Genomic DNA, 26419 nt, shown 5'->3' with positions numbered 1-26419 from the left:
GTAGTGGCGTGGCAAGCAAAAAAATAGTGCATGAGACGTAGGTTGGGTGGAGGCTTTGCCAAAGCCAACATCCTGATATCTGTTGGCTTTGGCAAAGCCTCCAACGCCACTTGCTACAACGCTCTTAACCCGCGCAACGCAGTGGCTCCCCAACCGACAATTTTTTTGCAACATTTTAGCCTTGACACGCCACTACAGTACCTAATTTTGTTCAAAAATCAAATAGTAATCCTATATCACAGCAAACTTATTAGCATCTATTAATTAATATCAATTTAGGCATTGGGGATTGGGCATTGAAGAGATGCAGAGGGGAAAATTCTTCTCCCCTGTTCCCTTGCTTCTTCCCCAGTCCCCAATCCCCAGAGGGGGCCCCACCTTCCCCAATCCCCAATATGTGGCGCAGATTTCAGGCTTTTATCCAACGCACTCGTAGCGTTTTGATTATTACTCCCAGCGTTGCTTTAACGGTTATAGTTGGGCAATTGTTGGGACTTTTTAATTTACCGGAATGGAAAATTCGTGACGAATGGGTTCGTCAGCGATCTTCACAAGCGATCGCTGATGAAATTGTAATTGTTACAATTGATGAGCGCGATATCCAATCGGTGCGTAAATGGCCGATTCCAGACTGGGCGCTGGCACAATTAATCGAAAAAATCCGATCGCAGCAACCCCGCGCCATTGGCTTGGATCTCTATCGAGATTTACCAGAAGGAAGCGGACACGATCAACTTGTGCAAGTCTTCCGCAATACTCCCAATTTAATCGGAGTCGAGAAAATTACTGGTGAACGCGTCAATCCCCCACCGGAATTGAAAAAAAAGGATCAGGTAGGATTAGCAGATTTGGTATTAGATGGCGATCGCTTTGTACGCCGTGCGCTGCTCACCGCTGAAGATGCCAAAGAGCAAAACACCATTAAAGCCGGACTGGCAACCTTGGTAGCCCTGAAGTACCTTGAAACTGAAAAAATTAGCTTAGAAAATATTGACCCCAAACAGCAAAAGTTCCGGTTGGGCAAGGAAATTTACCTGCCACTGCAAAATCAAGAAGCAGGTTATACTGATGCCGATTTAGGAGGCTATCAAATTCTGCTCAACTGGTATGGAACGGATGCAGCATTTCGGACAGTTGCCATGCGCGATGTGTTAGCAGGGAAAATTCCGGCAGATTTGATGCGCGATCGCATGGTATTTATTGGCTCAATCGCCTCCAGTACTAATGATTTCTTCAGCACACCCTTCTCTTCCTGGATCTCTGCTCAAAAACCGACTTCAGGTGTTGTTGTTCATACCAATATTGCTTATCAACTAGTTCGAGGGGCAAAAACAGGAAAAGCTAGTCTGCACGGTATTACTGGCATTTCTCTATCACTCTGGATTGTTTTTTGGTCTGTCATTGGTTCTACCGGCAGTTGGTGGTTAGCTAGTACCAGGCTGCGGATTCCCGGCAGCAAAATTCTTTGGGCAACTGTAGGCATCAGTGGAGCCTATATATGGGGTGGCTATGGGATGTTTTTGTATGGTGTTTTAATTCCGGTAACACCTGCCTTAGCTGCATTTATCGGTAGTGTGATTGCAACAACTAATGCCTATAAACAGCGGAAGTTAGAAGAAACAAATCGCCAACTGGAAATTGCCAACAATCAACTATTGGATTATTCCAAAACCCTAGAGACAAAAGTCGAAGAACGAACTCATGAATTGTCTGAGGCAAAGCTTGCTGCTGATGCTGCTAATCAAGCCAAGAGTGAGTTTCTTGCCAATATGAGCCACGAACTACGCACACCTCTTAATGGCATCCTTGGTTTTGCCCAGGTACTAGAAGCCTCGCCAAATATGACAGCTAAAAACCTGGAAGGAGTCAGCATTATCTACCAATGCGGCTCACACCTCTTGATGCTGATTAATGACATTCTCGATCTCTCGAAGATAGAAGCGAGGAAATTGGATTTGGTTGTCACTAGCGTGCATCTGCCCAATTTCTTACATGGTGTAACTGAGATTTGTGGTATCCGCGCTGAAGAGAAAGGGATTGGATTTCATGTTTTAATTAGCGATCGCCTACCACTTGTCATTGAAGTTGATGAAAAACGTCTGCGGCAAGTATTAATTAACTTGCTGGGCAACGCGATCAAATTTACAGACAGGGGTGGTGTGACATTTAAAGTAGAGGTATTGGGGACTGGGGATGAGGGGGATGAGGGAGAATGCCCAATGCCCAATGCCCAATGCCCAATGCCCAAGATTCGTTTTCAGATTGAAGATACGGGTATTGGAATGTCACCAGACCAACTAGAGAAAATCTTTTTGCCCTTTGAGCAAGTTGGTGAAGCCGGACAGCGATCTGAAGGTACTGGTTTAGGATTGGCAATTAGCCAAAGAATTGCGGCATTGATGGGGAGTGAAATTCAGGTGCAGAGTCACCTGGGCGAAGGAAGTCAGTTTTGGCTAGATTTGACAGTACCAGTACCACTCAATGTCTACGACGGGCTAGGCGTACATGACTGGCGCGAAAAAGCGATGTCTACGACGGGCAACGCCTACGCCCCAATTTCCCAGAAAATTATCGGGATTCGGGGTAGTGCGCCTCAGATTCTCATTGTCGATGACGATCACAACCACTGTTCTATGTTGACTAACCTACTACAAGAAATTGGCTGTCGAACCTTGGAAGCGAGTGATGGCAAACACGGTTTACAGATGGCAATTGAACACAATCCAGATGTGATTTTGCTCGATTTAGCCATGCCCAATATGGATGGTTTTGAGCTAATGGTTCACCTCCAAGGGAATCCGCAAACTTGCTCTATTCCCATTATTGTCTCTAGTGCCAGCGTTTTTGAAGAAAATCGCCAGCGGAGTTTAGAGGCAGGGGCAACAGCATTCTTGCCCAAACCCCTCCAGATTGATGAACTACTTAATAGACTGCGATCGCTGTTGAAAGTGGAGTGGATATATGCCCAATCTTTATCTCAGCCAAAAAGTGAACAGATAGATAGTGAATGGGTTCTACCATCCCAGGAGGTTTTGCAACAACTCTATCATTTAGCAATGATGGGAGATATCTCAGCGATCGAGGGAATGTTAAGAGAGCTAATTGAACAAAACAGTCAGCTAGCCCCCTTCGCAGCAGAGTTAAGCAAACTCACTGCCAATTTCCAAACCGGAAAAATCCGTAAATTCCTCAAATCATTTGTCACAACGGAGTCACATCCATGATCGCTGTTCCTCTCTCGAAACCCATACATATTTTGTTGGTGGATGATAATCCAAATAATCTCAAGGTGCTATCTGAGGCGATTCAGGGGTGTGGCTGGAAAGCCCTCATGGCAACAGATGGAGAGTCTGCGATCGAACAAACAGCTTATGCTCATCCCGATCTCATTCTCTTGGATGTAATGATGGTAGGTATAGATGGATTTGAAACTTGTCGCAGGCTGAAAACTAATCCCATCACTCAGAATATTCCGGTGATTTTCATGACTGCCCTCTCTGATTCTACAGACAAGGTGGCGGGATTGGAAATTGGTGCAGTTGATTACATTACGAAACCTTTCCAACAAGAAGAAGTCATTGCCCGTTTAAAATTACACCTAAAAATTTCCCATCTCACTCGTACATTAGAAGAACGTGTGCAAGAACGCACCGCAGAATTAACTCAATCTCTACAAAAGTTACAACAAACGCAACTACAACTGATTCAAAGTGAGAAAATGTCCACTCTCGGACAGTTGGTTGCAGGTATTGGTCATGAAATTAATAATCCCGTTGGTTTTGTGAGCGGAAATTTATCCTATATTGAGGAATATGTAAATAATCTACTTCGTCTGGTGAACCTCCAACAGAAAAAGCTACCGCAGGCAGATTTGGAAATTCAAGAGTTTGTTAACGAAATCGACTTGGAGTATTTGGTGGAGGATCTGCCGAAACTACTGGCATCAATGCACCAGGGAATTACTCGTATTAAAGATATAAGCCTCTCCCTGAGAACTTTTGCCCGTGCAGATATTGCATCTCAGGTGGAGTTTCAGATTCACGAAGGAATCGATAGCACCTTAATGCTGTTGAAACATCGACTCCAAGGTAAGGGCGATCGCACTAAAATCCAGGTTGTAACACAATACGGTGAGTTACCTCCAATCAACTGCTATCCTGGACAACTGAACCAGGTGTTTATGAATATCATCGCCAATGCCATTGATGCCTTTGATGAACTCCATCAAAATCAGTCCGCTCGAGAGATTGCTGGTTGCCCAAACATTATCACCATTACAACATCGGTTGATCCTCAGCAACAAACCGTCACAATTTGCATCCAAGATAACGGACCAGGCATGATTGATGAGGTGCAAACTCGGATTTTTGAGCAATCTTTCACAACTAAGCCCGTAGGAAAGGGAACCGGGCTAGGATTAGCGATCAGCTATCAAATTATTGTGGATAAACATAATGGACAAGTCAACTGCTTGTCAACACCTGGCGAGGGGACAAAGTTTATTATTACTTTGCCAATATTACCGAATAATGATGAATTTTGAATTATAAATTAATTATAAATTATTTTCTAACTAACTAATCCCTGGAAATTCTCACCGATGCAGAACAGCAGGAACTCAAAAAAATTTAGAATGATTTTGATAGATATCTGATAGCAGGAAAGGTTTGTGAAGGTCAAAACCTACTCATTAGATTCTTCTTTGGAGTACAGCGATCGCCTTTTCGACAGCTAAGAATCTAATGAGAGAGTGCGTTAGCGTAGCTCACTGTAAGTATCGCTAATGATCAAATCAATTACGACGGAAATTTCTCTTGCGTTGTTTGTGCCTTGCGACTTCTTTGCGCTTATGTTTTTCCAAAGGTGTTTCAAAGTGACGATGCTTTCTCATGTCTGGAAAAATACCTGCTTTTGAAACTTCCCTCTTAAATCGACGCAAGGCTGACTCAATTCCTTCATTTTCACCCACAAATACTTGTGTCATTTTCATCTCCTACTTAATTGGTACTGGGCATAATAAGAAAGGCAGGAGGCCTTGAAAGTGCTGTTAGCGGGGCGTTTAGGGAACTCCAAGAAATAGATTATCCAATCTTGTGGGGTGGGCATCTTGCCCGCCCTATGGACTGGGCGGGCAAGATGCCCACCCCACAAGAGTTAATTGGATATTTTTTATTTGGAAGTCTCTTAGCCTGTGCTGAGTAAAAATCCCAGTCTCTAGAACATTTTTATGCAAGGCTTTTGAAACTCATCTCATCGGAACTGCCTTACTGCTGTGATGCCTGGGTTGGGCTGCAACAATGCTCTTAGAGCAAGGATTTAAGACTCATCTAAATTCCTACCTTCTGCCTCCTGCCTTCTGCCTCCTTCACGCCATCCAGTAGACCGGAGTGCAAAAAGGGCAGATAATGATTCTGCCCTTAAGACGTTAAAACTTAATTTTTGATCTTAAAGTGATCTTAAAGTTTAGTAGCGACTATTTCTGTTGTATCCACCGCCGCCACCACTGTTGCCGCGGTTTCCACCACCAAAAGAACCACCTCTATCTTCTTTGGGTTTAGCCTTATTAACTTTAAGGTCACGTCCCATCCACTCAGCACCATCAAGAGCATCAATGGCAGCTGTTTCTTCGGCTTCTGTGCCCATCTCTACGAAAGCAAAGCCGCGTGGACGTCCTGTTTCACGGTCAGTAGGCAACTGAACCCGTTTTACAGTACCGTGTTCGGCAAAAACAGAATTGAGGTCTTCTTGTGTGACCTCGTAGGATAGATTACCTACATAAATTGACATGCGTTATCTCCAAAATCATAGGTGTGTAGAGATTTAGATTTCGGAGACAAGCTTGTTAAGACCAAAAGGGAAAAGCCTGTCAATACTAAAAACAAACACTGCAACCGAATTTTATTCTCACATGATTACCTTAGCACATCATTCAGTTCTTACCCACCGTAGCTAAAGATTGGGGATTGGGGATTGGGGAAGGTGGGGCCCCCTCTGGGGATAAGGGGTAATGGGGATTGGGTACTGGGGATTTGGGGGCTGGGTAAGGGTTCTGAAGAGTTACAGATGTAGAGGAGGAAAAGGTTCAGAGAAGAGGAATTTTCGCTCTGCGTCCCTAGTCCCCATTCCCAATGCCCCATTCCCTCATAATATTAATTAGCAGAAATTCCCCAAATAATTGCAAAATAAATGCAGTTCGTCATTGTGACTACCTGGAAATGCCGACTACACTTGCTGATGCTCAAAATTTACTTTCTGACCTCATTGCCCGCTACAGTGGGCGTGTAGATTATCTAATGATTCGCCTTGAAGAAGCAGAAGGGACTGATATCTTGTTGCGTGGCGACAAGGTAGAAACTCTCAGTGAAGGCATCTCCATTGGTGGTCATATTCGCGCTTGTTATAAAGGTGGATGGGGATTGAGCTGCTTTAACCAACTGGCGACAATCCAAGATCGTATTGAAGAAGCGATCGCAGCTGCGCGGATGGTTGGTGATGAAGAAACTTTGCTTGCACCCATTGACCCGGTGCAAGCAGTGTGCATTCTCCCTCTAAAAGGTTCAGATCCCCGAAATATCCCACTTTCACAGAAAAAACAGTTGTGCGATCGCTATGCCCAATTGCTCAAAAGTGTTGATCGGCGGATTACTACTACTTCGGTACGTTACGGTGATAGCGCCCAAAAAGTGATCATTGCTACCTCAGAAGGTACTTCGATCGAGCAATCTTGGGTGGATATGGAAATGCGGTTTGCCGCCACCGCCAGAAATGGCGAAACTGTCCAAACTGGACGAGAAACTACTGGCTCTCGCAAAGCTTACGAAGATTTAACTGATTTGGATGAACAGGTAAAAGGTGCTGCTCAAAGAGCGATCGCTGCTTTATCTCTGCCATCGGTGAAAGGCAATACTTACACCGTAGTCATTGACCCAATTCTCACGGGTTTATTCGTCCACGAAGCCTTTGGACATCTTTCTGAGGCTGATATGGCTTACGAAAACCCCGATCTGCTGGAAGTTATGACCATTGGACGGCGGTTTGGCCCAGAAGAACTCCAAATTTTTGATGGCGCGGCTCCAGAGGGACATCGCGGTAGCTATTTTTACGACGATGAGGGCACACCTGCTACTACTACTCAACTAATTAAAGATGGGGTTTTAGTTGGACGTTTACATTCTCGTGAAACTGCTGGCAAATTGGAGGAAGCGCCTACGGGGAATGCTCGCTGTCTCAACTATCACTTTACTCCCATTGTGCGGATGACAAATACCTGGATTGAACGGGGTAAAACGCCAGTTGCAGATTTATTCACCGATATCAAAGAAGGAGTGTATGCCCGTAATTGGTTAGGTGGGATGACGAATGGGGAAATGTTCACCTTTAGCGCTGGGGAAGCATGGATGATTAGAAACGGCAAAATTGCTGAACCTGTGCGGGATGTAACGCTTTCAGGAAATGTATTCCAAACATTAGCGGATATTGAGTCCCTTGGTGATGATTTTTACTGGGATGAATCCGGCGGTTGTGGTAAGGGAGGACAAAATGGCTTGTCAGTGGGTTGTGGTGGTCCTAGTCTCCGAATTCGAGATGTAGTGGTTGGTGGGGAAACGTGAACTATAGCGGTTCTCGTTTGGATGCAATACACAATAGGGCACAGCATTGCTCATTGGTGTCAACTTCAGCTGGAAATAGCTTAATTCTTGGCTTCCATGCCCGCCCGGAAATAAATTTCTTTGGCTAATAGGCTAAAGTCTACTGAAGTAGACTGGAGATTTTTGGCGATATTTAGTCATCTTCAGATGACTTTAGCTATGAGACGGGAATTTCAATTCCCGGCGGACAAGCGGTTTCACGTTAAGTTGACACCAATGAGCATTGCTGTGCCTCTACAAATGGTCTGTATTCTATGCAATTAAGAACCGCTATATCAGCTGCGATACCCAGTATTTTGGGTATCGCAGTAAACTTACGGCAATTAGTAAAAAAATCAAACCACTTTGCCAGAGTCATTAGTTAATATCTTTCCAGAGTCCGAAACTTATGAAACAACTAGCAATCGAATCACCATCCACCTGGCGTTTCATCCCAATGCTTCAGACATCAGGAGCAGTGCAAATGGCGATCGATGCTTGGTTGTTCAACCAATATGAAAAGGGACAGCACCCACCTACTCTGCGTTTTTATACCTGGTATCCTTATGCTCTCTCTTTGGGACATCTGCAAAAACAATGGCCTACCCAGTGGCATAATCTGATTTACCAAGGACAGGCACTCGATCTAGTTCGTCGTCCAACAGGAGGTAGAGCTGTTCTCCACCAAGGAGACTTAAGCTACACCCTAATTACCTCAGCTAGGACTGGAAAAAGCTGGGGTACTTATGAAAAAATTTGTAACTTTTTAATCCAAGGCTGGCAAAGCTTGGGTATTGAGTTAAATTATGGTTCTGCTAGACGGGGTTACATTCACAATCCCAGTTGCTTCAATACAGCAACCGCAGCTGACTTAGTTACTGCCGATGGAAGTAAATTTATTGGTAGCGCCCAACGCAAGGGAAAAAATACCATTCTTCAACACGGCTCGATGATTTTGTCTACAGACAAAGGTTTATTTGAGGAAATCTTTGAACAACCAGCACCGTGGAATACCTCACTTTGCAACACACAGGAAGAGGATGGCTGGATTGTCAAGATTGTGGATACGTTGACAGAAAGGGCAAAACAGTACTTTGGTATAGAACTAGTTACCCAACCATTCACTGATCTCGAATGGCAAGATATCCTCAAATTGCGATCGCTTTATGGAGTGCGTTAGCGTAGCTCACCGTAGTGGTGTGGCAAGCTTAAAATAGTAGACCTCTTGCAATAAATAACAAATAGACATCTCCAGAAATTAAATATGCGTTACCCATAACCCTTGTAGAGACGTAGCACTGCTACGTCTCTACATTCTTTTTCGGAGATGTCTAATAAGAACCCTTCCCCTTAGCAAGGGGATTAAAGGGTGGGGTGTTAGGGACTTTTGCAAGAGGTCTACTACTATTTCTAAGATACAAGGTTGGGTTGCGCTCCGCTCCACCCAACCTATATCAGGATGTTGGCTTTGGCAAAGCCTCCAACGCCACTTGCTACAACGCTCTTAACCCGCGCAACGCAGTGGCTCCCCAACCGACAATTTTTTTGCAACATTTTAGCCTTGCTACGCTAGTAGGTATCGCCTATTCCAAAACTTGAGATTATGTAGGAAATAGGTACAAAACCCAGCTTTTCCGAGAGTAAATTCTCTTAATACATATTTTTGCGAGCCTGTCAATCTAAAATCTAAAAATCCAAACTTGGAATTAGCAACTGCATTTTTTAATGAATGAATACGGTTTTTTACCAGGTTAGACTACCTCAATCCCACCCACACAAATATGAGATGCGATCGCCAAACCGGATAATTTGAGCAGAGGACAGGTGACGTTATAAATTAATAGTGTATCTGCAATACCGGACTTGTTCTGGCTTAGTCTCAATAGCAAAGGTTTGGAGATGTTTACTTTATCAGAAACTTCTATCCTGGCGACAATCCTACTGGTAGCTTTAGGCATTTTAGGCTGGGGCTTTTATCGCGCCAGACCTTTTGGTAAGCTGGGAATCTTAGCCTGGTTACAGTCGGTGGTGTTGATGACTCCCTGGCTGCTGTTTTTTGGATTGTTTGCCGTAGGGATTTACATTAATATAGCGGGTATATTGTTCTTAGTGGTGACTTCCGCCGGCTTGTACGTCTATTTGGGCAGACAGTTACGTACAGCTGGGCAAGATGCCATCCTCAAGCAACGCGCAACCGAAAGACTTGCTGCTGCTTCCTCACTTGCAGCAAATTCTCCACAACTAGCAGTCGCACAACTGAAAGTGGAGATCCCACCAATACCGGAAGATGACTTGAATGCAATTAAAGGCATTTTTGGTATCGATACATTTTTTGCCACAGAAACCATCGCCTACCAAGATGGAGCCATTTTCAAAGGCAATCTGCGAGGAGAACCAGAAGAGACTCACAACCGTCTAACTGCAAGTTTACGGCAACGCCTTAGCGATCAATATCGCCTGTTTTTAGTGGAAAACACAGAGGGTAGACCCGTGGTGATTGTGCTACCCAGTCGCAATGATCCCCGTCCGCTTCAGTTATCACAAAAAGTCTTTGCGGGTGTTCTACTGGTAGCAACTATTGCCACAAATTTAGAAGCAGCAGGCTTATTGCTGAATTTTGATTTCTTTGGCAATCCAGGTCGGTTTCAAGAAGCTTTACCCATAGGCGCTGGGATATTTACGATTTTAGTCGCTCACGAGATTGGTCATTGGTTACTTGCCCAACGTCACCAAATCCGCCTTAGCTGGCCTTTCTTTCTGCCGGCTGTGCAAATTGGCTCCTTTGGTGCAATTACTCGCTTTGAGTCTTTGTTGCCCAACCGCAAGGTATTATTTGATATCGCCTTGGCAGGGCCAGCCGCAGGTGGTATTGTCTCTTTGTTAATGCTGGTGACAGGCTTGCTGCTTTCCCACCCAGGTAGTTTATTTCAATTGCCCAATCAGTTTTTCCAAGGGTCGATTTTAGTGGGGAGTTTGGCGCGAGTTGTCCTTGGTTCGGCGTTGCAGTCATCCCTGGTAAGCGTTCATCCCCTAGTGGTGATTGGTTGGCTGGGGTTAGTCATTACCGCTTTGAACTTAATGCCCGCAGGACAGCTAGATGGTGGGCGCATTGTTCAGGCGATTTATGGACGCAAAACCGCAGGAAGAGCAACGATCGCAACTTTAATTTTACTGGCAGTAGTGTCTCTCGGTAATACTCTTGCCATGTACTGGGCGATCGTAATTTTCTTTTTGCAACGCGATCAAGAACGTCCTAGCTTGAATGAAGTCACTGAACCGGATGATGCTAGAGCGGCTTTGGGGCTTTTAGCTTTATTCTTAATGATTACTACTCTTTTACCCTTAACTCCCGGCTTGGCTGGGCGTTTGGGAATAGGATAGTGCTGAGTTGGGAGTTAGGATTTTCATCTAGTGGCAATTCGTGAATTGCCACTACAGCGTATAGTTTTATCAGAATTCGCGAAAAACCCCATCCGTCTAGACGGTGGGGATGGATAGCGGTCTGCGGAGCGGAGCGCAGTAGACACCCGCATTTCTCACAAGCTTGAAATGCAGAGGGGCAGAGGGGCAGAGGGGCAGAGGGGCAGAGGGGAAAGAACTTGTTGTACAAATCTCTCCCCTGCTCCTCTGCTCCCCTGCTCAAGAGCACAAGGTTTTGAGAGATGTGGTGAGAAATCCGGGTTGTAGAGACGTAGCAGTGCTACGTCTCTACATTCATTTTCACCAGATGTCTATTGACAGGAGACGCGCCCAATCTGCAAATCAGATGCCGATGACTATTGAGGAAGCGGAAGCTGAATTAGAGAGACGGTTTGGACAGCAAGCTAGTTAAAAAACCATGGCCGAATTTTAAATTTTGGATTTTGGATTGAAGATTCAAAATCCAAAATTGTTTCACAGATTATTCATCCACCAGTTGCAAAGAATTCTATTCTGAATTCTGGCTCCTGACTCCTGAATTCTTGCTTGTTAACTAAACGGTTTCCAGCCTGCTAGCAAATTCGGGTAAGTTGTTGGTGTAGGGAAGATTTTTTGTAAGGCAGCTTGACGGTCTTGTGGCTTTTCTTTGCTCATGTTCCAGAGGGATTCATAGAAAAAGAAAGAGACTCCGGCAAAATTGCGATCGCGTACTTTTTGCACTTGTGTCTGAATTTGCTGCATCGATACGGTTTTGTTTTTTAACCCAGCCAAAATACCCACACTCACGGGAATATGACTCTTGGCTGTTTTCACTTCTGGATAATCTAATTCACTAACAAAAACATTCAAGTCATCACGATATATCTGCAAAACTAAGTCTTCAATTATTCCCAGCCGTTCCCACTTCTGCCAGTCTGCTAAAAAGAAGTTGTAGGAAAAACGTTGAGGATTAGGAGCAATGGAAACCAGACAATCTTTTTTAGTAGCTTTGATGGTTGTGAAAACCCGTTTCATAAACTCGGTGATTTTATTAGCTCTCCAGCTTACCCATTCTGGATCTTGAGAGTTTTTGGGGGGAGCTTTACCACGGTGTTCTTTTTTGTAAAGTGCTACTGTATAAGCATCGTATCCTAATTCTGATGGTAAGCCAAAATGGTCATCAAGTTGAATACCATCGATATTGTAGTTTCTAACAATTTCAACGATTAAATCTTGAATGAACTGTTGTACTTCTGGGCGAAAGGGATTTAGCCAAACGCGATTATCATTCCCATCTTTGACAATCCGAGTCCCGTTGCTGCGGCTGGTGAGCCATTGGGGACGATTTTTCGCTAAGAGAGAATCCGCTGGTGCCATGAAGCCAAATTCAAACCAGGGAATCACTGTTAACCCTTTTTGATGTCCTACATCGACAATTTCTTTGAGGATATCTCGCCCTTGCAGTCCAGGTGTGGGATCGAGCGATCGCCCGATAACTTTTTGTGCAACTTTGCTAGGATACAATGTATATCCCCAATTCCAAACCGCCGGATATATGGTGTTAAAATTGAGTTCGTCAAGGCGCTGCAAAGATCCCTTGAGGCGATCGCGCTCAAATAACACATCACTATCAATATTTGTTAACCACACTCCCCTTAACTCCGATGTTGGCCTTGGCGGCAGATTAATTTGAGCGTTCAAGGGGAATGATAGCATCAGCGTACTTACCACACTCAAAGTAAGCATAACGGCAAACAAAAGAGACTTTCTGCTTTGGCGAATATTCCACCAAGAAGGAAACTCAACACACCACTTTACAAACCTTTTCATTTGGCTACAGACACGATCAAATTATGAACAATCGGCATGAATTGCGATCGCTTCGATTGTAAGCGTTAAAACAATGTGAGTTTGATAAACTTTCAAGAAACACATTCGTTAGGTGTTGAAATAGGGATGAGTTCTAAGCCAAAAGCTTGAGCTTTTTTCTTGAGATTTTTCAACGTGCGCTCTCGATATTGTTGCTCGTAAGCATCAATACCAGGGTCAGTATAGCGATCGCCAGATGTCCAAAGGCGATAGAAAATACGTGCCAATTATTGCATAAGCTGGGCGGGCAAGATGCTATTGGTGTCAAGTTAAGGCAGACGCCCAAAGTGCAAATATGAGATGTAAATACTGGAGAATGTCTTAAAATTTTAACAACTGAGGCACAGAAAGCTTCGTTAAGAATGCTAGGCGCAGTCGAAGTTGATTCCAAAATTAAGCCATTAGAAAATTCCTGGTAAATTCAAGGTAAAACCTGGTAGTACATCTTCTTCCGATAACTGATTTGGTGATAGTAGCACTTCCTTGTCTTTTCCCTGGCGATAAATTTCCACTTGCTTACCTTTAGGGTCAATTAGCCAGCCTAACCGCGCACCATTCTTTATATACTCCTGCATTTTGTCTTGGAGGGACTTGAGGCTGTCGGAATCAGACCGCAGTTCTACTACGAAGTCTGGACAAATGGGAGGAAAAGTCCTTCTTTCTTCAGAAGCCAGTGCTTCCCACCGCGCTAAAGGAATCCAAGCTGCATCAGGTGAACGTAAAGCTCCATTGGGAAGTTGAAACATCGTTGAAGATTAAAAGGGAACAGGGAACGGGCAACAGGGAACAGGGAAATCCCCATAATTAAAATTAGGGGATTTGTACAAGGACGTATTTTTTCTTGCGCTACGCGTCCCCTTAAAAAATGTTTTTATTTCTTTCATAAATAAATTTAGGGGCTTGTACCCTAAATCTTCGGGGCTAATTCTTGCACTGTTCCCTGTTCCCTCTTCCCTGTTCCCGCCCCGAAGGGGCTTGGTCATCTTGCAGCTTCTCCCGTCTTGATTATTACTATATTGACACCCCAAGTCTTGAATGCTCTAGATTCCAACAATATTTTGAGATTAGCAGTATAGCGGTTTCCATTCAGATGCAGTACAACATTACATCACGAGTGTAGGAAACATGCCGTGCCCCTACGGGTGTACCTCACGCTTGTCAATAAACGCTATATCCAAATTGAAAAATCGTCATTACTATCTTTGCTCTTTTTACTGGTGTTAGGAACTAATGGGTTTTTCCCTTCTATCCTTTTGTTCAATGACTGTCAACTTTCGCTAAATTGGAAAAAGGAAAACTCAAGGAAATCTTAAATGTCAGCACAATTGTTACTGGTGGATGATGAACCAGGGATACGGGAAGCCGTGAAAGACTATTTGCAAGAGAGCGGTTTCAGCGTTCAAGTCGCCAGTAACGCCCTTGAAGGTTGGGAATGGATGCAGCTGAATACACCCGATTTAGTAATTTCCGATGTGATGATGCCTCAAGTGGATGGCTATCAGTTCCTCAAGCAACTGCGAGAAGACCCCCGCTTCCAAGCACTACCGGTAGTATTTTTAACTGCTAAAGGTATGACAGGCGATCGCATCCAAGGCTATCATGCTGGTGTTGATGCCTATCTACCCAAGCCCTTTGACCCAGATGAGTTAGTTGCCATAGTCGAAAATTTGCTAGCCCGCCGCGCTGCTAAGGCTGCAAGTACGGGAGATGACTCTGAAACCCCCGATCTGGCTGAACTAGCTAATCAGATTGCCCAAATTAAGGCCTTGTTAACTCAAAGAAATGCTATTTCCCAATCGCCAGCCCCTTTTAAAATAGATTTGACACCGAGAGAGCAAAGTGTTTTAAATTTGGTTGCTGAAGGGTTGATGAACAAAGAAATCGCCCGCCGCTTAGAAACCAGCGTCCGTAATGTAGAAAAATACGTGAGCCGTTTATTTAGTAAAACCGGCACCAATAGCCGTACAGAGTTAGTTCGTTTTGCTCTAGAACACGGACTTGCTAAATAGGGATTGGGGATTGGGCATTGAGCATGGGGCATTAGTTATGAATTCTTCTCCCCCTGCTCCCCACTCCCCATTGGTGTCAACTTAAGCTGGAAATAGCTTATCTGTTGGCTTCCATGCCCGCCAGGGAATAAATTGTCTGGCTAATAGCTTAAGTCTACTGAAGTAGACTGGAGATTTTTGGCGATATTTAGTCATCTTCAGATGACTTTAGCTATGAGACGGGAATTTTAATTCCCGGCGGACAAGCGGTTTCACGTTAAGTTGACACTAATCCCGCATTTCTCACAAGCTTGAAATGCAGAGGTGCAGGGGAGCAGGGGAGCAGGGGAGAGTTCAATGTGCCTTGTTCTTTCCCCTCTGCCCCTCTGCCCCTCTGCTCCTCTGCACAAGGTTTTGAGAGATGTGGTGAGAAATCCGGGTAATGCCCACTCCCTACTCCCTACTCCCCACTTCTGGGTAATAGGTAACTGGCTGCCAAACCATTACCTATTACTAGTAATAGATAAAACATAAGTATTTCAACAAATCAGGCACTTAGCTTTAGCAAAAAGCTAAAAGAAAGGTTATTTATTTTTACTTTGGTCTTTTAGGTTTTCATTTGATTCGCGCCTGTTGTCCAATTCCCCATCTGTAAAGACACAGGGTTTTGTTCTTCCGGCAATGTTTTGATAAAAACTCGGTAAAATGCACCCGGCTGAATTTGCTCTTAGATTCTACCAGTACCCTTTGCTACAAAGTTTTTAATAGCGGAAACTGTTCCTGGGACTTTGTGCTGCTAAATAAGACCTTCACAAAGCAGAAATCACAATATTTTTATGAATTCTACTTGCTGCTTAGTTTTTATGGCAACGGGGGTATGGGATCAACATTTGATTTGATGCCCAATTCACGTTTTTCAGTAATTAAATTACACCTTTATGTCTGAGGATTTTCAGCAACATTACGCAAGCGCATTAGCTGTCGTCGCATTTGAGGAGAGGCTTTAAACTCAGACACTTCCTGCGCTTTAACAGACGCTTGCAGTGTCTCTAGAAAGTCATCAGACCCTTCGGTTAAAGCATCAAGTAGCACCTGTAAAAGCTGCTCGCGATCGCTTAATAAACTCTTTTCCTCAATCAACCGGAATTTAAGATGGATTTCGCACTCATAAACACCTACTTCGAGATTATTTATCTGGCGTGGTAATGCTTTGGAGTTCATAGCTATTGAGATTCCTTTACTTGGTTGTCATGAGGGTAAGGAGGTAGATGTCTAGCAAAAATTCTTTATATCTCTTTTGAATCCAAAGTGCTTGAATTAAGAATTTTTCTTCATCAATCACCTTTGTATTCCATTTCACTCTCCTGTGGTGTATTTTCAAGCTAGATTTTCAGTGTCTAGATTTTGACGTTTCTGTGCCAGATGTAGCTTATGGTAAGCCATAACTATTATTCAGTTTTTAAGATTCTACACAATAAAGTTTCTGTAAGAAGTTGCTCAACCTTTTTAAAGGTTTTTACATCAACTTTATGTGAACGTCAACAACAGTTTGACTTGTTACTCTAATTTTGGTGTTTATACGTAAGTAAAACCGCTTGATTTTTTTGAGTTTCTTAAAGCCAGTAGTCGATGTAGCGCTATTCAGTGTAATTACTTGGTGTGCGTTTTTTGCAATATAAAATTCAGGAGAAATTGATCAGCATAATTATTAATGTCAAAACTTTTGTTCTCCAGAAAAAAATGTACACAGATCAAATTATTCCTGCCAATTGCCTACTCTACGGTCTTTTGAGCTTGATGTGAGTACAAAAATCTTAGCAGTATGTCAGATTAGTACAATAAATTAAAATACTCTCTCCATTAATTTTTACAGGAAAATAATTCGACTACTGTCAGTACTAGCAGTTAATTATGTCTTTAACTCATAACAGAAGTAACAAACTAATCAGTAAAGGTGATATTTTTACTTATGTCCATTCAATATACCTTTTTAAAACTGCATTCAAAGCTTGTAAATTGAGAGCATCCAAGCTCAGAGATAGCGTCTACAATAATTTCAGTGTAATCCACGCAAATCTTACACCTTTTTATGGATAACCCGATGCTGCTCAAGTCCACAACCCGGCATATCCGCATTTTCGCAGGTGAAATTGACCGGGATGGCGATCTAGTTCCTAGTCAACAAGTCTTAACGTTAGATGTTGACCCAGATAACGAATTTAATTGGAATGAAGATGCCCTGCAAAAAATTTATCGAAAATTTGATGAATTAGTAGAAGCATCTAGTGGCGAAGACCTCACAGATTATAACTTACGCCGTGTGGGGTCAGATTTAGAGCATTATCTGCGATCGCTCCTACAAAAAGGAGAAGTCAGCTACAATCTTTCTGCCCGTGTTACCAATTACAGCATGGGAGTCCCTCAAGTTGCCATTGACGACAAAAAATAAGCCAATGAGTCGGTAGCGAGCTGGGTGAACCATTTTGGATAAAAAACTCCACGCCACTTGCGGGATGGAGTTTCCCGCCGCTTTCAATGAAGAGTGCTGAGTTAAAAGTGCCTCGGCTTAGAGTAAAAAGATTCATAAGTCTACTTCTTAACTCAGCACTGGCTCAACCCTAGCTATCCGCTAACAGCAATCTGAAGAGATTTTTAGAGCCACTGCATTTATCCGGTACTTTTGCCAAAATTAATATTTGCTATTCTTAATTCTTAATTAAAGTTAATTCTTGCTATCCTACTTATAAACTAAATAAATACCAATATTATCCGTCTCTTGATGATGGATAATTTAGCAAAAGCAAATCGTGCAGTTATGCTTGGGTTATGCTTTGGTGACAGGGTTGGGTTAGTTGCTTTGGCGATGGAGAGTCACAGGGCAATAGAAGCTATGATTAGGCTGTAGGGTTGACTTAGGAGCGTATTTTTTGGATAAGTTTTGTATTAGCACCTGCTGATATCCGCCAGCTAAAATCATCATCTAAAGTCTGGGTATGTCAAGTTTAAGAAAGATGAGCGGTCTAGATTGTCCCTACTAATGCTATTAAAGAAATTGCCAATCGCTGATCGGTGCGAAAACTATGGAAAATGACGCGGCAACGCTCTACTGTCCAAACGAAAATTGTCAGGCTGCCAACCCCCTGACTCACAAGTTTTGCCAGCGATGTTCCACGCCCCTACCCAAAAATTATCTCTGGGCTGTGGTAGATGGCCCAAATGTGGGTAGCCCTGGAGAAATATTAGCCGATCGCTATTTAATCCTTGATAAATTTGTTCTTTTAGATACGAAGCCTGGTTTATTAGCCCTAACGCCAGAGTTAGATAATCTTCAGCCCCTAAAAGCTTACCTGAGACTCATTCCCTACCGCTTACACGTACCGCAGGTGTACGGAGTGCTGTTTATTGCTGACGGCTCTTCCGAGCGAGAGATATTACTCTTAGAAAAACCGCCACTATTAGTAGATGACACTATCCAAAAAGTGAGTTTGGGCAGTGAATTAACCATTGCTTGGCGGGATGCAACATCGATGCGCCAACTCAATTGGTTATGGCAAATAGCTCATCTGTGGCAACCTCTTGCAAGTGAAGGTGTCGCCTCTAGCTTACTTGACTCTTATGTATTACGGGTAGAAGGATCCTTAGTACGTTTGTTGGAATTGCGTTTCGACAGCGCCACACCAGAATTACCTCAGTTAGGTGAATTTTGGCAGCAGTTGATCGGTGATGCCAAACCAGCCATAACTGAATTTGTCGATCGCGTTAGCCTTGCTTTAATTCAGGGACAGATTAATTCCACCGATCAATTAATCGGAGTTTTAGATCAAGGACTGGCTGGGTTAGGGCGATCGCAAACACCCACAATCCAAATTATCACCAAAACCGACACCGGGCCTAGTCGCCAGCGTAACGAAGATGCCTGTAGCCCCCCCAGTGGAACTCTAGTCAGCAAACCACCCCAGCCCACAGCCTTAGCAATTGTCTGTGATGGCATCGGTGGCCACGAAGGCGGCAATGTCGCCTCAAATTTAGCCATTGAAACAATCCAGCAGCAGGTACAGCAACTAACAAAGGTTCCCTATGACCACATAGACCCTTCACTGCTGCTAAATGACTTAGATAAGGCAGTGGCAATGGCCAATGACAAAATTAGTCAGCGCAATGACGGTGAAAATCGCCAAGGGCGTCAACGCATGGGCACGACTTTAGTCATGGCATTGCCTGTTGCTCATGAAATGTACATTACCCACGTCGGCGATAGTCGTGCCTACTGGATTACACGCCACGGCTGTTATCAAGTTACCCTCGATGATGATGTCGCCTCCCGCGAAGTGCGGCTAGGTTATGCCATTTACCGCGAGGCTGTACAACAAAGTGCTGCTGGCTCTCTCGTCCAGGCTTTGGGGATGGGCCCCAGCAGTTCACTGCATCCCACATCGGGACGGTTTATGCTCGACGAAGATGCTGTTTTTCTGCTCACATCCGATGGTTTGAGTGATTTCGATCGGGTGGAGGAATACTGGGAAACTGAAATCTTGCCAATTCTACTTGGGGAAGCAGATATAGCAACTGTTGCCAATAGATTAGTAGAACTTGCTAATACTAAAAATGGACACGATAATGTCACCGTCGCTTTAGTTCATTATCAAGTCCAATATTGGGAACCAGAAATCACCATCAAAGCAGTGATTCCAGAGAGTTATTCTGCCAAAACCGTTGATTTGGCATCCAGAGCGACAGCTCCGACACTTTTAGGTAGCCCAAATCACAAAACTCAGGTAATTACTGAAAAGGAGCCAGTCAAAACGCGTAGTTTACCGCTACAGTGGATTGTTCCATTACTATTTGTAGTAGCCGCAGGTGCTTTAGGATTGTTCGTAAAGCAACTGCGATCGCAATCATGGACATTTCCAACTTTTGCCAATCCCACCCCAACTGCCAACCCTACCACTGAAGCAACACCCACACCGCGATCGCTGGCTAATCTTTCTCCTGGTTGGGTAATTAAAACCAATAATGACATCTCCTTGGGAAACAACCAATCACTTCCCCGTGGGACTTTTTTAGAAGTTATTGATAAAAAATCAAATCCTAAACCTGCTTCTGGGAATTTTTCGGTGTCTATGCGAGTCTGTGCCAATAAAAGTACACAAACTCCAGCTAATACTAATACCCCAGCTGTAACTACCTCAGTTCCACCAAATTCCAAACCTTTGCCAGCAACAATATTGCTAGACTTGTCTCAACTCAACCGTTTTGGCGTCTCTGTTTTACAATCAGATGCACCAAGTCCATGTACACCCGTTACCCAACCGCCAGTTACCGAACCAGCTGACACAAGTCCAACTTAGTCAAATACTCGATAAACTTGTAAAAACCTGGAATAATAACAGGTAACAACCTAAGTAAAAAATTTACAAGGTAAAAAAGTAGAAAATTTTCACCTTGGAGGGCTTTTATTTGAAATTATCAAGAAAGTCAAGAGGACAAGGGCAGTTCTTATTGGAGGAAAGGGTCAAAGACTCCCACTGTTGCCTCAACTTCCCACAGACTACGAGAGTTCAGTAGCTCCAAATCAAGAGAGGTCGAATCCTATAACTGATTTACCCCTCCTGCCTCCCAAGAGTGCTGAGTAATGAGTGCTGAGTAATGAGTGCTGAGTGGGAAATCTCACTTCTTTACTCAGGACTGGGAACTCGGAACGGGCTAAACACCCCGCTAATGCTAACGGAACTATTTTGCCTGCCCCCTGCCCCCTGCCCCCTACCTCCTGCCCCCTGCCTCCTGCCTCATAACATTAGCTTTTAGTTTAATGAATCCATGCCATCCCTGAATTTGGCGATCGCCCGTCTCCTAAACACTGGCACTGACAACTTCGCCATTTGGGTGGTCAAGGCTCCCTATCCCAGTGGCTACGTTTTACGTGACTGTGTATGGCCTGTTGAATTGACCCAAGTCTGGCAAGAATGGCAGCAGATGTTTGCTGGTCATAGTCGCCTAGATATTTCCCCTAACTCAACATCTCAACAGGCCAAACCATTCCCCATAGATTTGATTTCACCCCCTTCAGGTCAGACTACTGGCCCCTACAGCAGTCGTCTGATGCAATACCTGGGAATGAATTTATGGCGCTGGGTATTCGACGGACAAATTCTTGGTAGTCTAGAACGTAGTCGCGGTATTGCTATGGGTCAGCATACACGTTTGCGCTTTCGACTAGAAATTCGCGACCCGGATCTCATCGCTTTCCCTTGGGAAATTATGCAGCGTGAGCCTGGTCAATCGGCGATGTCTCTCTCGCAAGATTTGCTATTTAGTCGCACCAGTACTGAGGTTGATGCTTTACCCTATTTGAAAACTGACCAGGCTTTAAGTATTTTGCTAGTTTTAGGTCATGATGACAAACTGCAACTAGAACAAGAAGCCGCCATCTTACAGCAAATTCTTGCAGATACACCTGGTAATTCCCAAAGATACGCGCCTTGTGTAGTCAATCAACTCATTCAACCAACTCCACAGCAGTTAATTGATGAATTAGAAACCAAAGCATACAATGTTTTCTTTTACGCTGGACATGGTTTGCCAGACCCAGATGGAGGGTTACTGTTTTTGCGACCAGAGATGCCCCTGAATGGCATAGAATTGGCGCAAGTATTGACGCGTACAGGTGTGAAACTAGCGGTTTTTAACGCCTGTTGGGGCGCACAACCAGCTGCAATCAACCATCAAGCTATCCCTGCCAGCAGTTTAGCAGAAGTACTAATTCGTCATGGTGTGCCTGCGGTTTTGGGGATGCGCGATGAAATCGCTGACCACGAAAGCCACAGTTTTATTCAAGCCTTTACCGAAGCTTTGCGATCGCACAAGCCAATTGATGAAGCCGTAGCCCAGGCTAGGCAAGAGTTGTTAACACTGTATAAATTTAATCAACCTGCTTGGACTTTGCCTGTTCTCTACCTGCATCCAGATTTTAATGGCGAACTCATTAAGAATCTGGATGAAGGTATTACGGAACTACCAGATACAGCCATTCCTGATGTCGGTTCCTCACTTCCAATTGCTTGTTTGCGATCACTTACTCCCAAAGGTAAAACCTGGTTACTGCGTTATGGAGTTACCCGCATCGGCCGCACGAAAGATAATGATATCGTTATTCCCGAACCATCTGTATCCAAACGCCACGCCGAAATCTTTTGCCGCAATACTCTTACTGATGCTACGTTGGTGCGAACTTATTACTTGCAGGATTTTTCTACCTACGGCACAACCTGGTTTTTAGGCCCTAATGGTTGGCAACAAATCCTCCGAGAGGAAGTCCCATTGAAATCGGGAATGCAGGTAAAGTTTGGAAGTACGAGGGGTGAAACCTGGGAGTTTGTGATTGAAGACTCCTAGCGGAGCTATTGCACAAATGGATTTTTATGTTAGGGATCAGCTTTTAAAATCTGTTTTTTTGAAGAAAAATTCAACTTTTTTTGCGGAAATCTCCTCTGAAAATTTGTAGTTGTCAATACCACCAAATAATCATCAGGTAAGAAAATATGGCTAACAAAATTAACGGCTCAGACACTTTCTCTTCTTTGCCATCTCAAATAGACTTAGAGTTATTAGAAGCCTTACTGGAACCAGAAGATGCTACCTATCCCTGGAATCCAGGTGATGATGAATCAGAAGCTTATTTTCAAGAACTCGAACAACAGTTCGGAATGGACGATTTGCTTGATGAAGAACTAACAAGGCGATCGCAAGATTTTTATGGACATCTAGACACACTTTGGTCTGGCATTACTTCGACACCAGAGTACAATGACAACCAACAACAGGTAGTAGTGCTTAATCTTCAAGAAATATTACGTACTAATTTTGCTGCCTGTGTTCCCCAAACATTGCTCAACACCATCGCCACCAAAGCTGCTGAAATATTTGCGGCTCGTCAATTAATCAGCGAGCAACTGGTTGAGTGCGTTCAGACAGTACTACCTGCTTGGGGAACAGAGGATCTTTTAGTATTGGCTCGTCCTTTTGCTTATGCTATGCGAAGTAGTGAATCGCAAAATGCAGCATCTGCACTCAGTAATCTTCAAAATAGCGAGTGGACAGCTTTATCAGAAGTAGATAAAGCAAAGGTTAGTTTAGCGATCGCTTCTTATGCTTTCACACAACTCAACAAGTCTCAGTCTGAGGTATGAATGGGAAATGGGAAATGGGGAGTAGGGAAAACTTTTCAGCATGGGTTGTGTTCGCGTAACCCGCACTTTGGGTTCACTCTGTTTAGAGGCATCTTTTGAAAAGATGTTGGTTTACTTATGCAGAAGTGCTAAAGAAAAAGCCAAAAATCAAAACTTTTATAATAAATTTTAATGGTTTTTATTTTTGTATTTACAGTTACCCCACAATTAAGTAACTCTACGCTAATTTTTAAACTAGGCCATCTATCCCAAGAGGTAAATATTGAAGCATTGGGCATTGGTTATTCTCTATCCCCCTCATCTCCCCCTGCTCCCTCATCTCCTACTTTGGGCCTAGAAATCGGGTAGCAAAATTTTGCGATCGCGTTGGTGACAGCGCTCGTGCTTTGAGAATTGCCGCCATCAAAAAGGCGTAAGATAACACCCCAACAACTACTAACAGCAAGGCATTGATTGATCCTGTAGCATTCCATAGAGCGTGGAGCGCAGAGGCACTCAGATAACCAATAGAAAGAATTTGCCAACTCCTACTAGGTTTGAGGACAGCCAATCCAATAAAATAACCAAGGTAGCCACTATAAGCCATGTGTCCGGCTACAGAGCCTAAAATTCGGGGAATTAGCAGTTGTAAACCTGCCAATTGACCAGCAGCGCCTATACCCACCTGTTGCGTGACATTTTGAGTGATATCTGGCACATACTGACCGAGGGTTTCCAAGAGAGTGAAACCTACAGCAGAAGCCGTTCCCAAGAGAATACCATCTAGAGGTTCCCAGATACCGATGCGTTCCCGCCAAGGTGAAGATAACATTCTACCGATGGCAAAGGCCCCTAGTACAGGTAATGCCTTAAGTAGTTCTTCCATCAAGCCAGCGCCAAAAAACATCCGCACCAGCAACTCTGTGAAGGTGATCGATTCTTGAGGTGTGGGCAAGCTTCCAGGTAGGATGCCGCGAAACACGAAGATAAATAGATCCAACACCGGACTGAGTAAAATCAGCGTTGTGCCCAATGCTGTAGCCATTAGTACCCACCAAGGCTTCTGTTTACCGCAAAGTTGATAAACAAAATAGTAGGCAGCGAAAGCGATATAACTTGCTACAATCACTTGATTAGCTTGGGGCCGACCGACTGTAGCAAACATTAACACTACAAAGATGACGGTCAGTATTCCCGGTACAAGGTAAGCTTTACTAGTTAAATCTTTACCAGTAGAAATAATCGGAAAAAGCTGGGTGAAGCTAACAGAATCTGGCTGCTTTAATTGCGTGTGGTTGTGGTAGTTTGTCGCCGAAGGCAGTGGTGTAACTTGGTTCAGTGTCGTCGCTGGAGTAATTGAGGTATACTCATACTCAAAAATATATTGCGGCCCATCAGCACCTAGAGAAATGCGATCGCCTGGGTGCAATTCCTGGCATTCATACAAGCGTTGTCCATTCAAATAAGTGCCATTAGCACTATTCAAGTCACAAAGCACCCAGCTAAATTTGCTATCTGGGGATAGAGAGAGGGGACGAACCACTGCATGACGACGAGATACCATTCGGTACATCATGGCATCCAAGACAACTTGGCAGCTGGGGTCGCGTCCAATTACCATCTCTTTACTGGGGGGCAGTGAGTAGCGAGATTCTGCTCCAGAAGTTGCCCCATTACCAGACACTAGCCGCAGAAATGCATTATGTCTTGCGTTTTTGCCTGTCATCGATAAGAAGTGCGTTTCTAAACTAATTCTTCACCTAATTTGGCGGCAGGACTAACCTTGGCCACATTAACAGCAGCATTGCTAAATCCACTATAGCTTCACTTACTGCTAAGAAATTTAAAATTCTCGATGCAAAATTTCAAATTGTTTTACCTAATGTAAATAAGTATTCCATCTACTGAGAGTTTGTCATAAAGCTGACTTCTTAGGCGGATAAATCAGATTGTATCAGTACTGTACTTTTGACATCCTAGCTGCAAATTAAACCCACGGCAGTTTATCAAAAAATAGTAGTTTTTACTGCATTCAGTGCCATTGCAAAAATATATAATTTTCGGCTGTCTGTTGTCGGTTGTTTTTGCTACTGATAATTGACTAATCTCGTTTTGAATGGGGAATGGGGAGTGGAGAGTAGGGAAAGAAACTGCTTTGAAGCAAAAACCTATTGTACTATTTTAAGCTTGCCATGCCAGTAGGGTGTGTTATGCCTTATAGCAACGCACCTGAGATTGTTGACGGTGCGGCGCTTGGCGACAACACACCCGACATTAAAATTCCTTAACATAGCTGGAAATATTAGCACCGACTTACTTAATTAAAGCAGATGAAATTCTGCGATCGCTCTGGGAAAGTTCTTGTTTTCATGTCCTGGCTGGCTGAGTTTAATCAAGGCAAAACGCTGTAATGGCGTTAAGGCTGCCCAATCTTGTTGTGTCAGGGTTACACCTACTTCTTGAGCTTTTTCCTGAAGGCTAATTGGTACTATGCCAGATTCTAGCCATGCGGGATGAGGCTCGATGGGCAATTTTTTTGCTGGTATACCAGTATGTCCTATAATTAACTGCTGGATATGGTCGTGGTAAGACTGAATTTCCGTTTCTGTGGTGCAAGGTAATTCAACTAAAGCTTGACGCTCATCTGTAGTCATTTGGTTCCAGTCGGGCAATTTTAACTTGATGCCACAGGTATCTAATTTACAGCGTACCTGCATAGGAATGCAACGCAGGGAATCAACAAAGTCTGCTTCAAATTGAAAGAAATCTGTCACGTCGCTTCGCTCCGAATTCAAAATTCAAAATTAATGATCCCCATCAATAAATTTAGTTGCTCTGTATCATGAGTCGTTTTCGGTCATTGTTCGACAAACCTAAAGTTGATGGGGAATAGGGAATGGGAAAAGCAGCAAGTTTTGTGGCGGGGTCTGTCTTGCAAAGTTGCTCCTCTTGGGGAGACCCCATCGCGCAGCGTCTCGTAGAGAAGACCGCACTTTGCGCTAAATCCACATTACAAATTACGAATTATTTCAACCTGCATCTTTGGAATTACTGAGACGAATTATCAAATAACTAATCGATAAGGCCAAAATAGCTACACCTAGACCAATTATATCAAGACCTCCAATTTTTTCTAAGTCAAGAATAATAATTTTTCTGGCAACAGCAATTAAAGAAGTAACAATAACTAATTCAACTTGAAAAACGTGTTTTCGGAGATAGGCTGTAATATTTTCTAAGATTTCTAAGGCAATTAAGATATTTAAAAATAAACCAAAAACGTAACCGTTCACAGGGGTAATTAGTTGCTGAAATCAGGCAAAATAGAATGGGTGAAGGGGTTACAGCAATTAAAGGCAGAAGTTAATCC

Annotated in this window: 19 protein-coding genes and 2 pseudogenes; 12 read left to right on the top strand and 9 right to left on the bottom strand. The window is 43.6% G+C overall.

Annotated features, from left to right (window positions below; all coding sequences use genetic code 11):
• Positions 1 to 30 precede the first annotated feature (30 nt).
• The 3 genes from V7K67_RS33325 (at position 31) to V7K67_RS33315 (ending at position 4543) form a co-directional block, all read left to right on the top strand.
• On the top strand, positions 31 to 264 hold the full coding sequence (locus V7K67_RS33325; protein WP_335170223.1) for a hypothetical protein: 234 nt from the start codon (positions 31 to 33) through the stop codon (positions 262 to 264).
• A 131-nt stretch (positions 265 to 395) separates the two neighbouring features.
• On the top strand, positions 396 to 3224 hold the full coding sequence (locus V7K67_RS33320; RefSeq protein ID WP_335170221.1) for a CHASE2 domain-containing protein: 2829 nt from the start codon (positions 396 to 398) through the stop codon (positions 3222 to 3224).
• Positions 3221 to 4543, top strand: coding sequence for a hybrid sensor histidine kinase/response regulator (locus V7K67_RS33315; protein WP_334731294.1), 1323 nt, complete (start codon positions 3221 to 3223; stop codon positions 4541 to 4543). Before V7K67_RS33320 ends, V7K67_RS33315 begins: the two co-directional genes overlap by 4 nt.
• A gap of 249 nt (positions 4544 to 4792) precedes the next feature.
• Here the strand turns inward: V7K67_RS33315 and rpsU are convergent, their stop codons facing one another.
• Positions 4793 to 4984, bottom strand: coding sequence for a 30S ribosomal protein S21 (gene rpsU / locus V7K67_RS33310; protein WP_094333031.1), 192 nt, complete (start codon positions 4982 to 4984; stop codon positions 4793 to 4795).
• A gap of 479 nt (positions 4985 to 5463) precedes the next feature.
• On the bottom strand, positions 5464 to 5787 hold the full coding sequence (locus tag V7K67_RS33305) for an RNA recognition motif domain-containing protein (protein WP_179064326.1): 324 nt from the start codon (positions 5785 to 5787) through the stop codon (positions 5464 to 5466).
• A 428-nt stretch (positions 5788 to 6215) separates the two neighbouring features.
• Here V7K67_RS33305 and V7K67_RS33300 point away from each other — a divergent pair, with 428 nt between their 5' ends.
• From V7K67_RS33300 to V7K67_RS33285, 4 genes are all read left to right on the top strand, one after another.
• Positions 6216 to 7610, top strand: coding sequence for a TldD/PmbA family protein (locus tag V7K67_RS33300; protein ID WP_334731295.1), 1395 nt, complete (start codon positions 6216 to 6218; stop codon positions 7608 to 7610).
• A gap of 427 nt (positions 7611 to 8037) precedes the next feature.
• Entirely contained in the window at positions 8038 to 8808 is a 771-nt protein-coding gene (locus V7K67_RS33295) for a lipoate--protein ligase family protein (protein ID WP_335170218.1), read from the top strand.
• A 719-nt stretch (positions 8809 to 9527) separates the two neighbouring features.
• Entirely contained in the window at positions 9528 to 11009 is a 1482-nt protein-coding gene (locus V7K67_RS33290; RefSeq protein ID WP_334705579.1) for a site-2 protease family protein, read from the top strand.
• Positions 11010 to 11295: 286 nt separating this feature from the next.
• Positions 11296 to 11460 (top strand): hypothetical protein, encoded by a 165-nt coding sequence (locus V7K67_RS33285; protein WP_335170216.1) that lies wholly within the window; start codon positions 11296 to 11298, stop codon positions 11458 to 11460.
• A 137-nt stretch (positions 11461 to 11597) separates the two neighbouring features.
• Here V7K67_RS33285 and V7K67_RS33280 read toward each other — a convergent pair whose 3' ends face one another.
• The 3 genes and pseudogenes from V7K67_RS33280 to V7K67_RS33270 form a co-directional block, all read right to left on the bottom strand.
• Positions 11598 to 12857 (bottom strand): glycoside hydrolase family 10 protein, encoded by a 1260-nt coding sequence (locus V7K67_RS33280; RefSeq protein WP_334731299.1) that lies wholly within the window; start codon positions 12855 to 12857, stop codon positions 11598 to 11600.
• A 92-nt stretch (positions 12858 to 12949) separates the two neighbouring features.
• A complete protein-coding gene (locus V7K67_RS33275; protein ID WP_334731300.1) occupies positions 12950 to 13123 on the bottom strand; it encodes a hypothetical protein in 174 nt (57 codons plus the stop codon).
• 174 nt (positions 13124 to 13297) lie between these two features.
• Positions 13298 to 13651 (bottom strand): annotated as a pseudogene (locus tag V7K67_RS33270) (Uma2 family endonuclease); the annotation flags it as partial.
• A gap of 558 nt (positions 13652 to 14209) precedes the next feature.
• Here V7K67_RS33270 and V7K67_RS33265 point away from each other — a divergent pair.
• Positions 14210 to 14905: a response regulator transcription factor gene (locus V7K67_RS33265; RefSeq protein WP_094350941.1), complete on the top strand. Its 696-nt coding sequence runs from the start codon at positions 14210 to 14212 to the stop codon at positions 14903 to 14905.
• A gap of 915 nt (positions 14906 to 15820) precedes the next feature.
• Here V7K67_RS33265 and V7K67_RS33260 read toward each other — a convergent pair.
• Positions 15821 to 16105: an Npun_R1517 family heterocyst differentiation transcriptional regulator gene (locus V7K67_RS33260; RefSeq protein ID WP_251959532.1), complete on the bottom strand. Its 285-nt coding sequence runs from the start codon at positions 16103 to 16105 to the stop codon at positions 15821 to 15823.
• An 868-nt stretch (positions 16106 to 16973) separates the two neighbouring features.
• Here V7K67_RS33260 and V7K67_RS33255 point away from each other — a divergent pair.
• The 4 genes from V7K67_RS33255 (at position 16974) to V7K67_RS33240 (ending at position 23070) form a co-directional block, all read left to right on the top strand.
• Positions 16974 to 17333, top strand: a complete 360-nt coding sequence (locus V7K67_RS33255; RefSeq protein WP_334731301.1) for an NAD(P)H-quinone oxidoreductase subunit M — start codon at positions 16974 to 16976, stop codon at positions 17331 to 17333.
• 631 nt (positions 17334 to 17964) lie between these two features.
• Positions 17965 to 20232, top strand: a complete 2268-nt coding sequence (locus tag V7K67_RS33250) for a protein phosphatase 2C domain-containing protein (RefSeq protein WP_334731302.1) — start codon at positions 17965 to 17967, stop codon at positions 20230 to 20232.
• A gap of 469 nt (positions 20233 to 20701) precedes the next feature.
• Positions 20702 to 22276: a CHAT domain-containing protein gene (locus V7K67_RS33245; protein WP_334731303.1), complete on the top strand. Its 1575-nt coding sequence runs from the start codon at positions 20702 to 20704 to the stop codon at positions 22274 to 22276.
• Positions 22277 to 22422: 146 nt separating this feature from the next.
• Entirely contained in the window at positions 22423 to 23070 is a 648-nt protein-coding gene (locus tag V7K67_RS33240; protein ID WP_334708911.1) for a hypothetical protein, read from the top strand.
• Between the two features lie 322 nt (positions 23071 to 23392).
• Here the strand turns inward: V7K67_RS33240 and V7K67_RS33235 are convergent, their stop codons facing one another.
• The 3 genes and pseudogenes from V7K67_RS33235 to V7K67_RS33225 all read right to left on the bottom strand — a co-directional run.
• On the bottom strand, positions 23393 to 24775 hold the full coding sequence (locus V7K67_RS33235; RefSeq protein ID WP_334708912.1) for a PrsW family glutamic-type intramembrane protease: 1383 nt from the start codon (positions 24773 to 24775) through the stop codon (positions 23393 to 23395).
• A gap of 595 nt (positions 24776 to 25370) precedes the next feature.
• Positions 25371 to 25823 (bottom strand): nitrate reductase associated protein, encoded by a 453-nt coding sequence (locus V7K67_RS33230; RefSeq protein WP_334708913.1) that lies wholly within the window; start codon positions 25821 to 25823, stop codon positions 25371 to 25373.
• Positions 25824 to 26078: 255 nt separating this feature from the next.
• A pseudogene (locus V7K67_RS33225) lies at positions 26079 to 26330 on the bottom strand (phosphate-starvation-inducible PsiE family protein); the annotation flags it as partial.
• Positions 26331 to 26419 lie beyond the last annotated feature (89 nt).

Source organism: Nostoc sp. (genome assembly GCF_036917155.1).
Taxonomy (GTDB): Bacteria; Cyanobacteriota; Cyanobacteriia; order Cyanobacteriales; family Nostocaceae; genus Nostoc.
The sequence above is the reverse complement of the archived record's forward strand: the minus strand, read 5'-3'. Positions and strand labels throughout refer to the sequence as shown.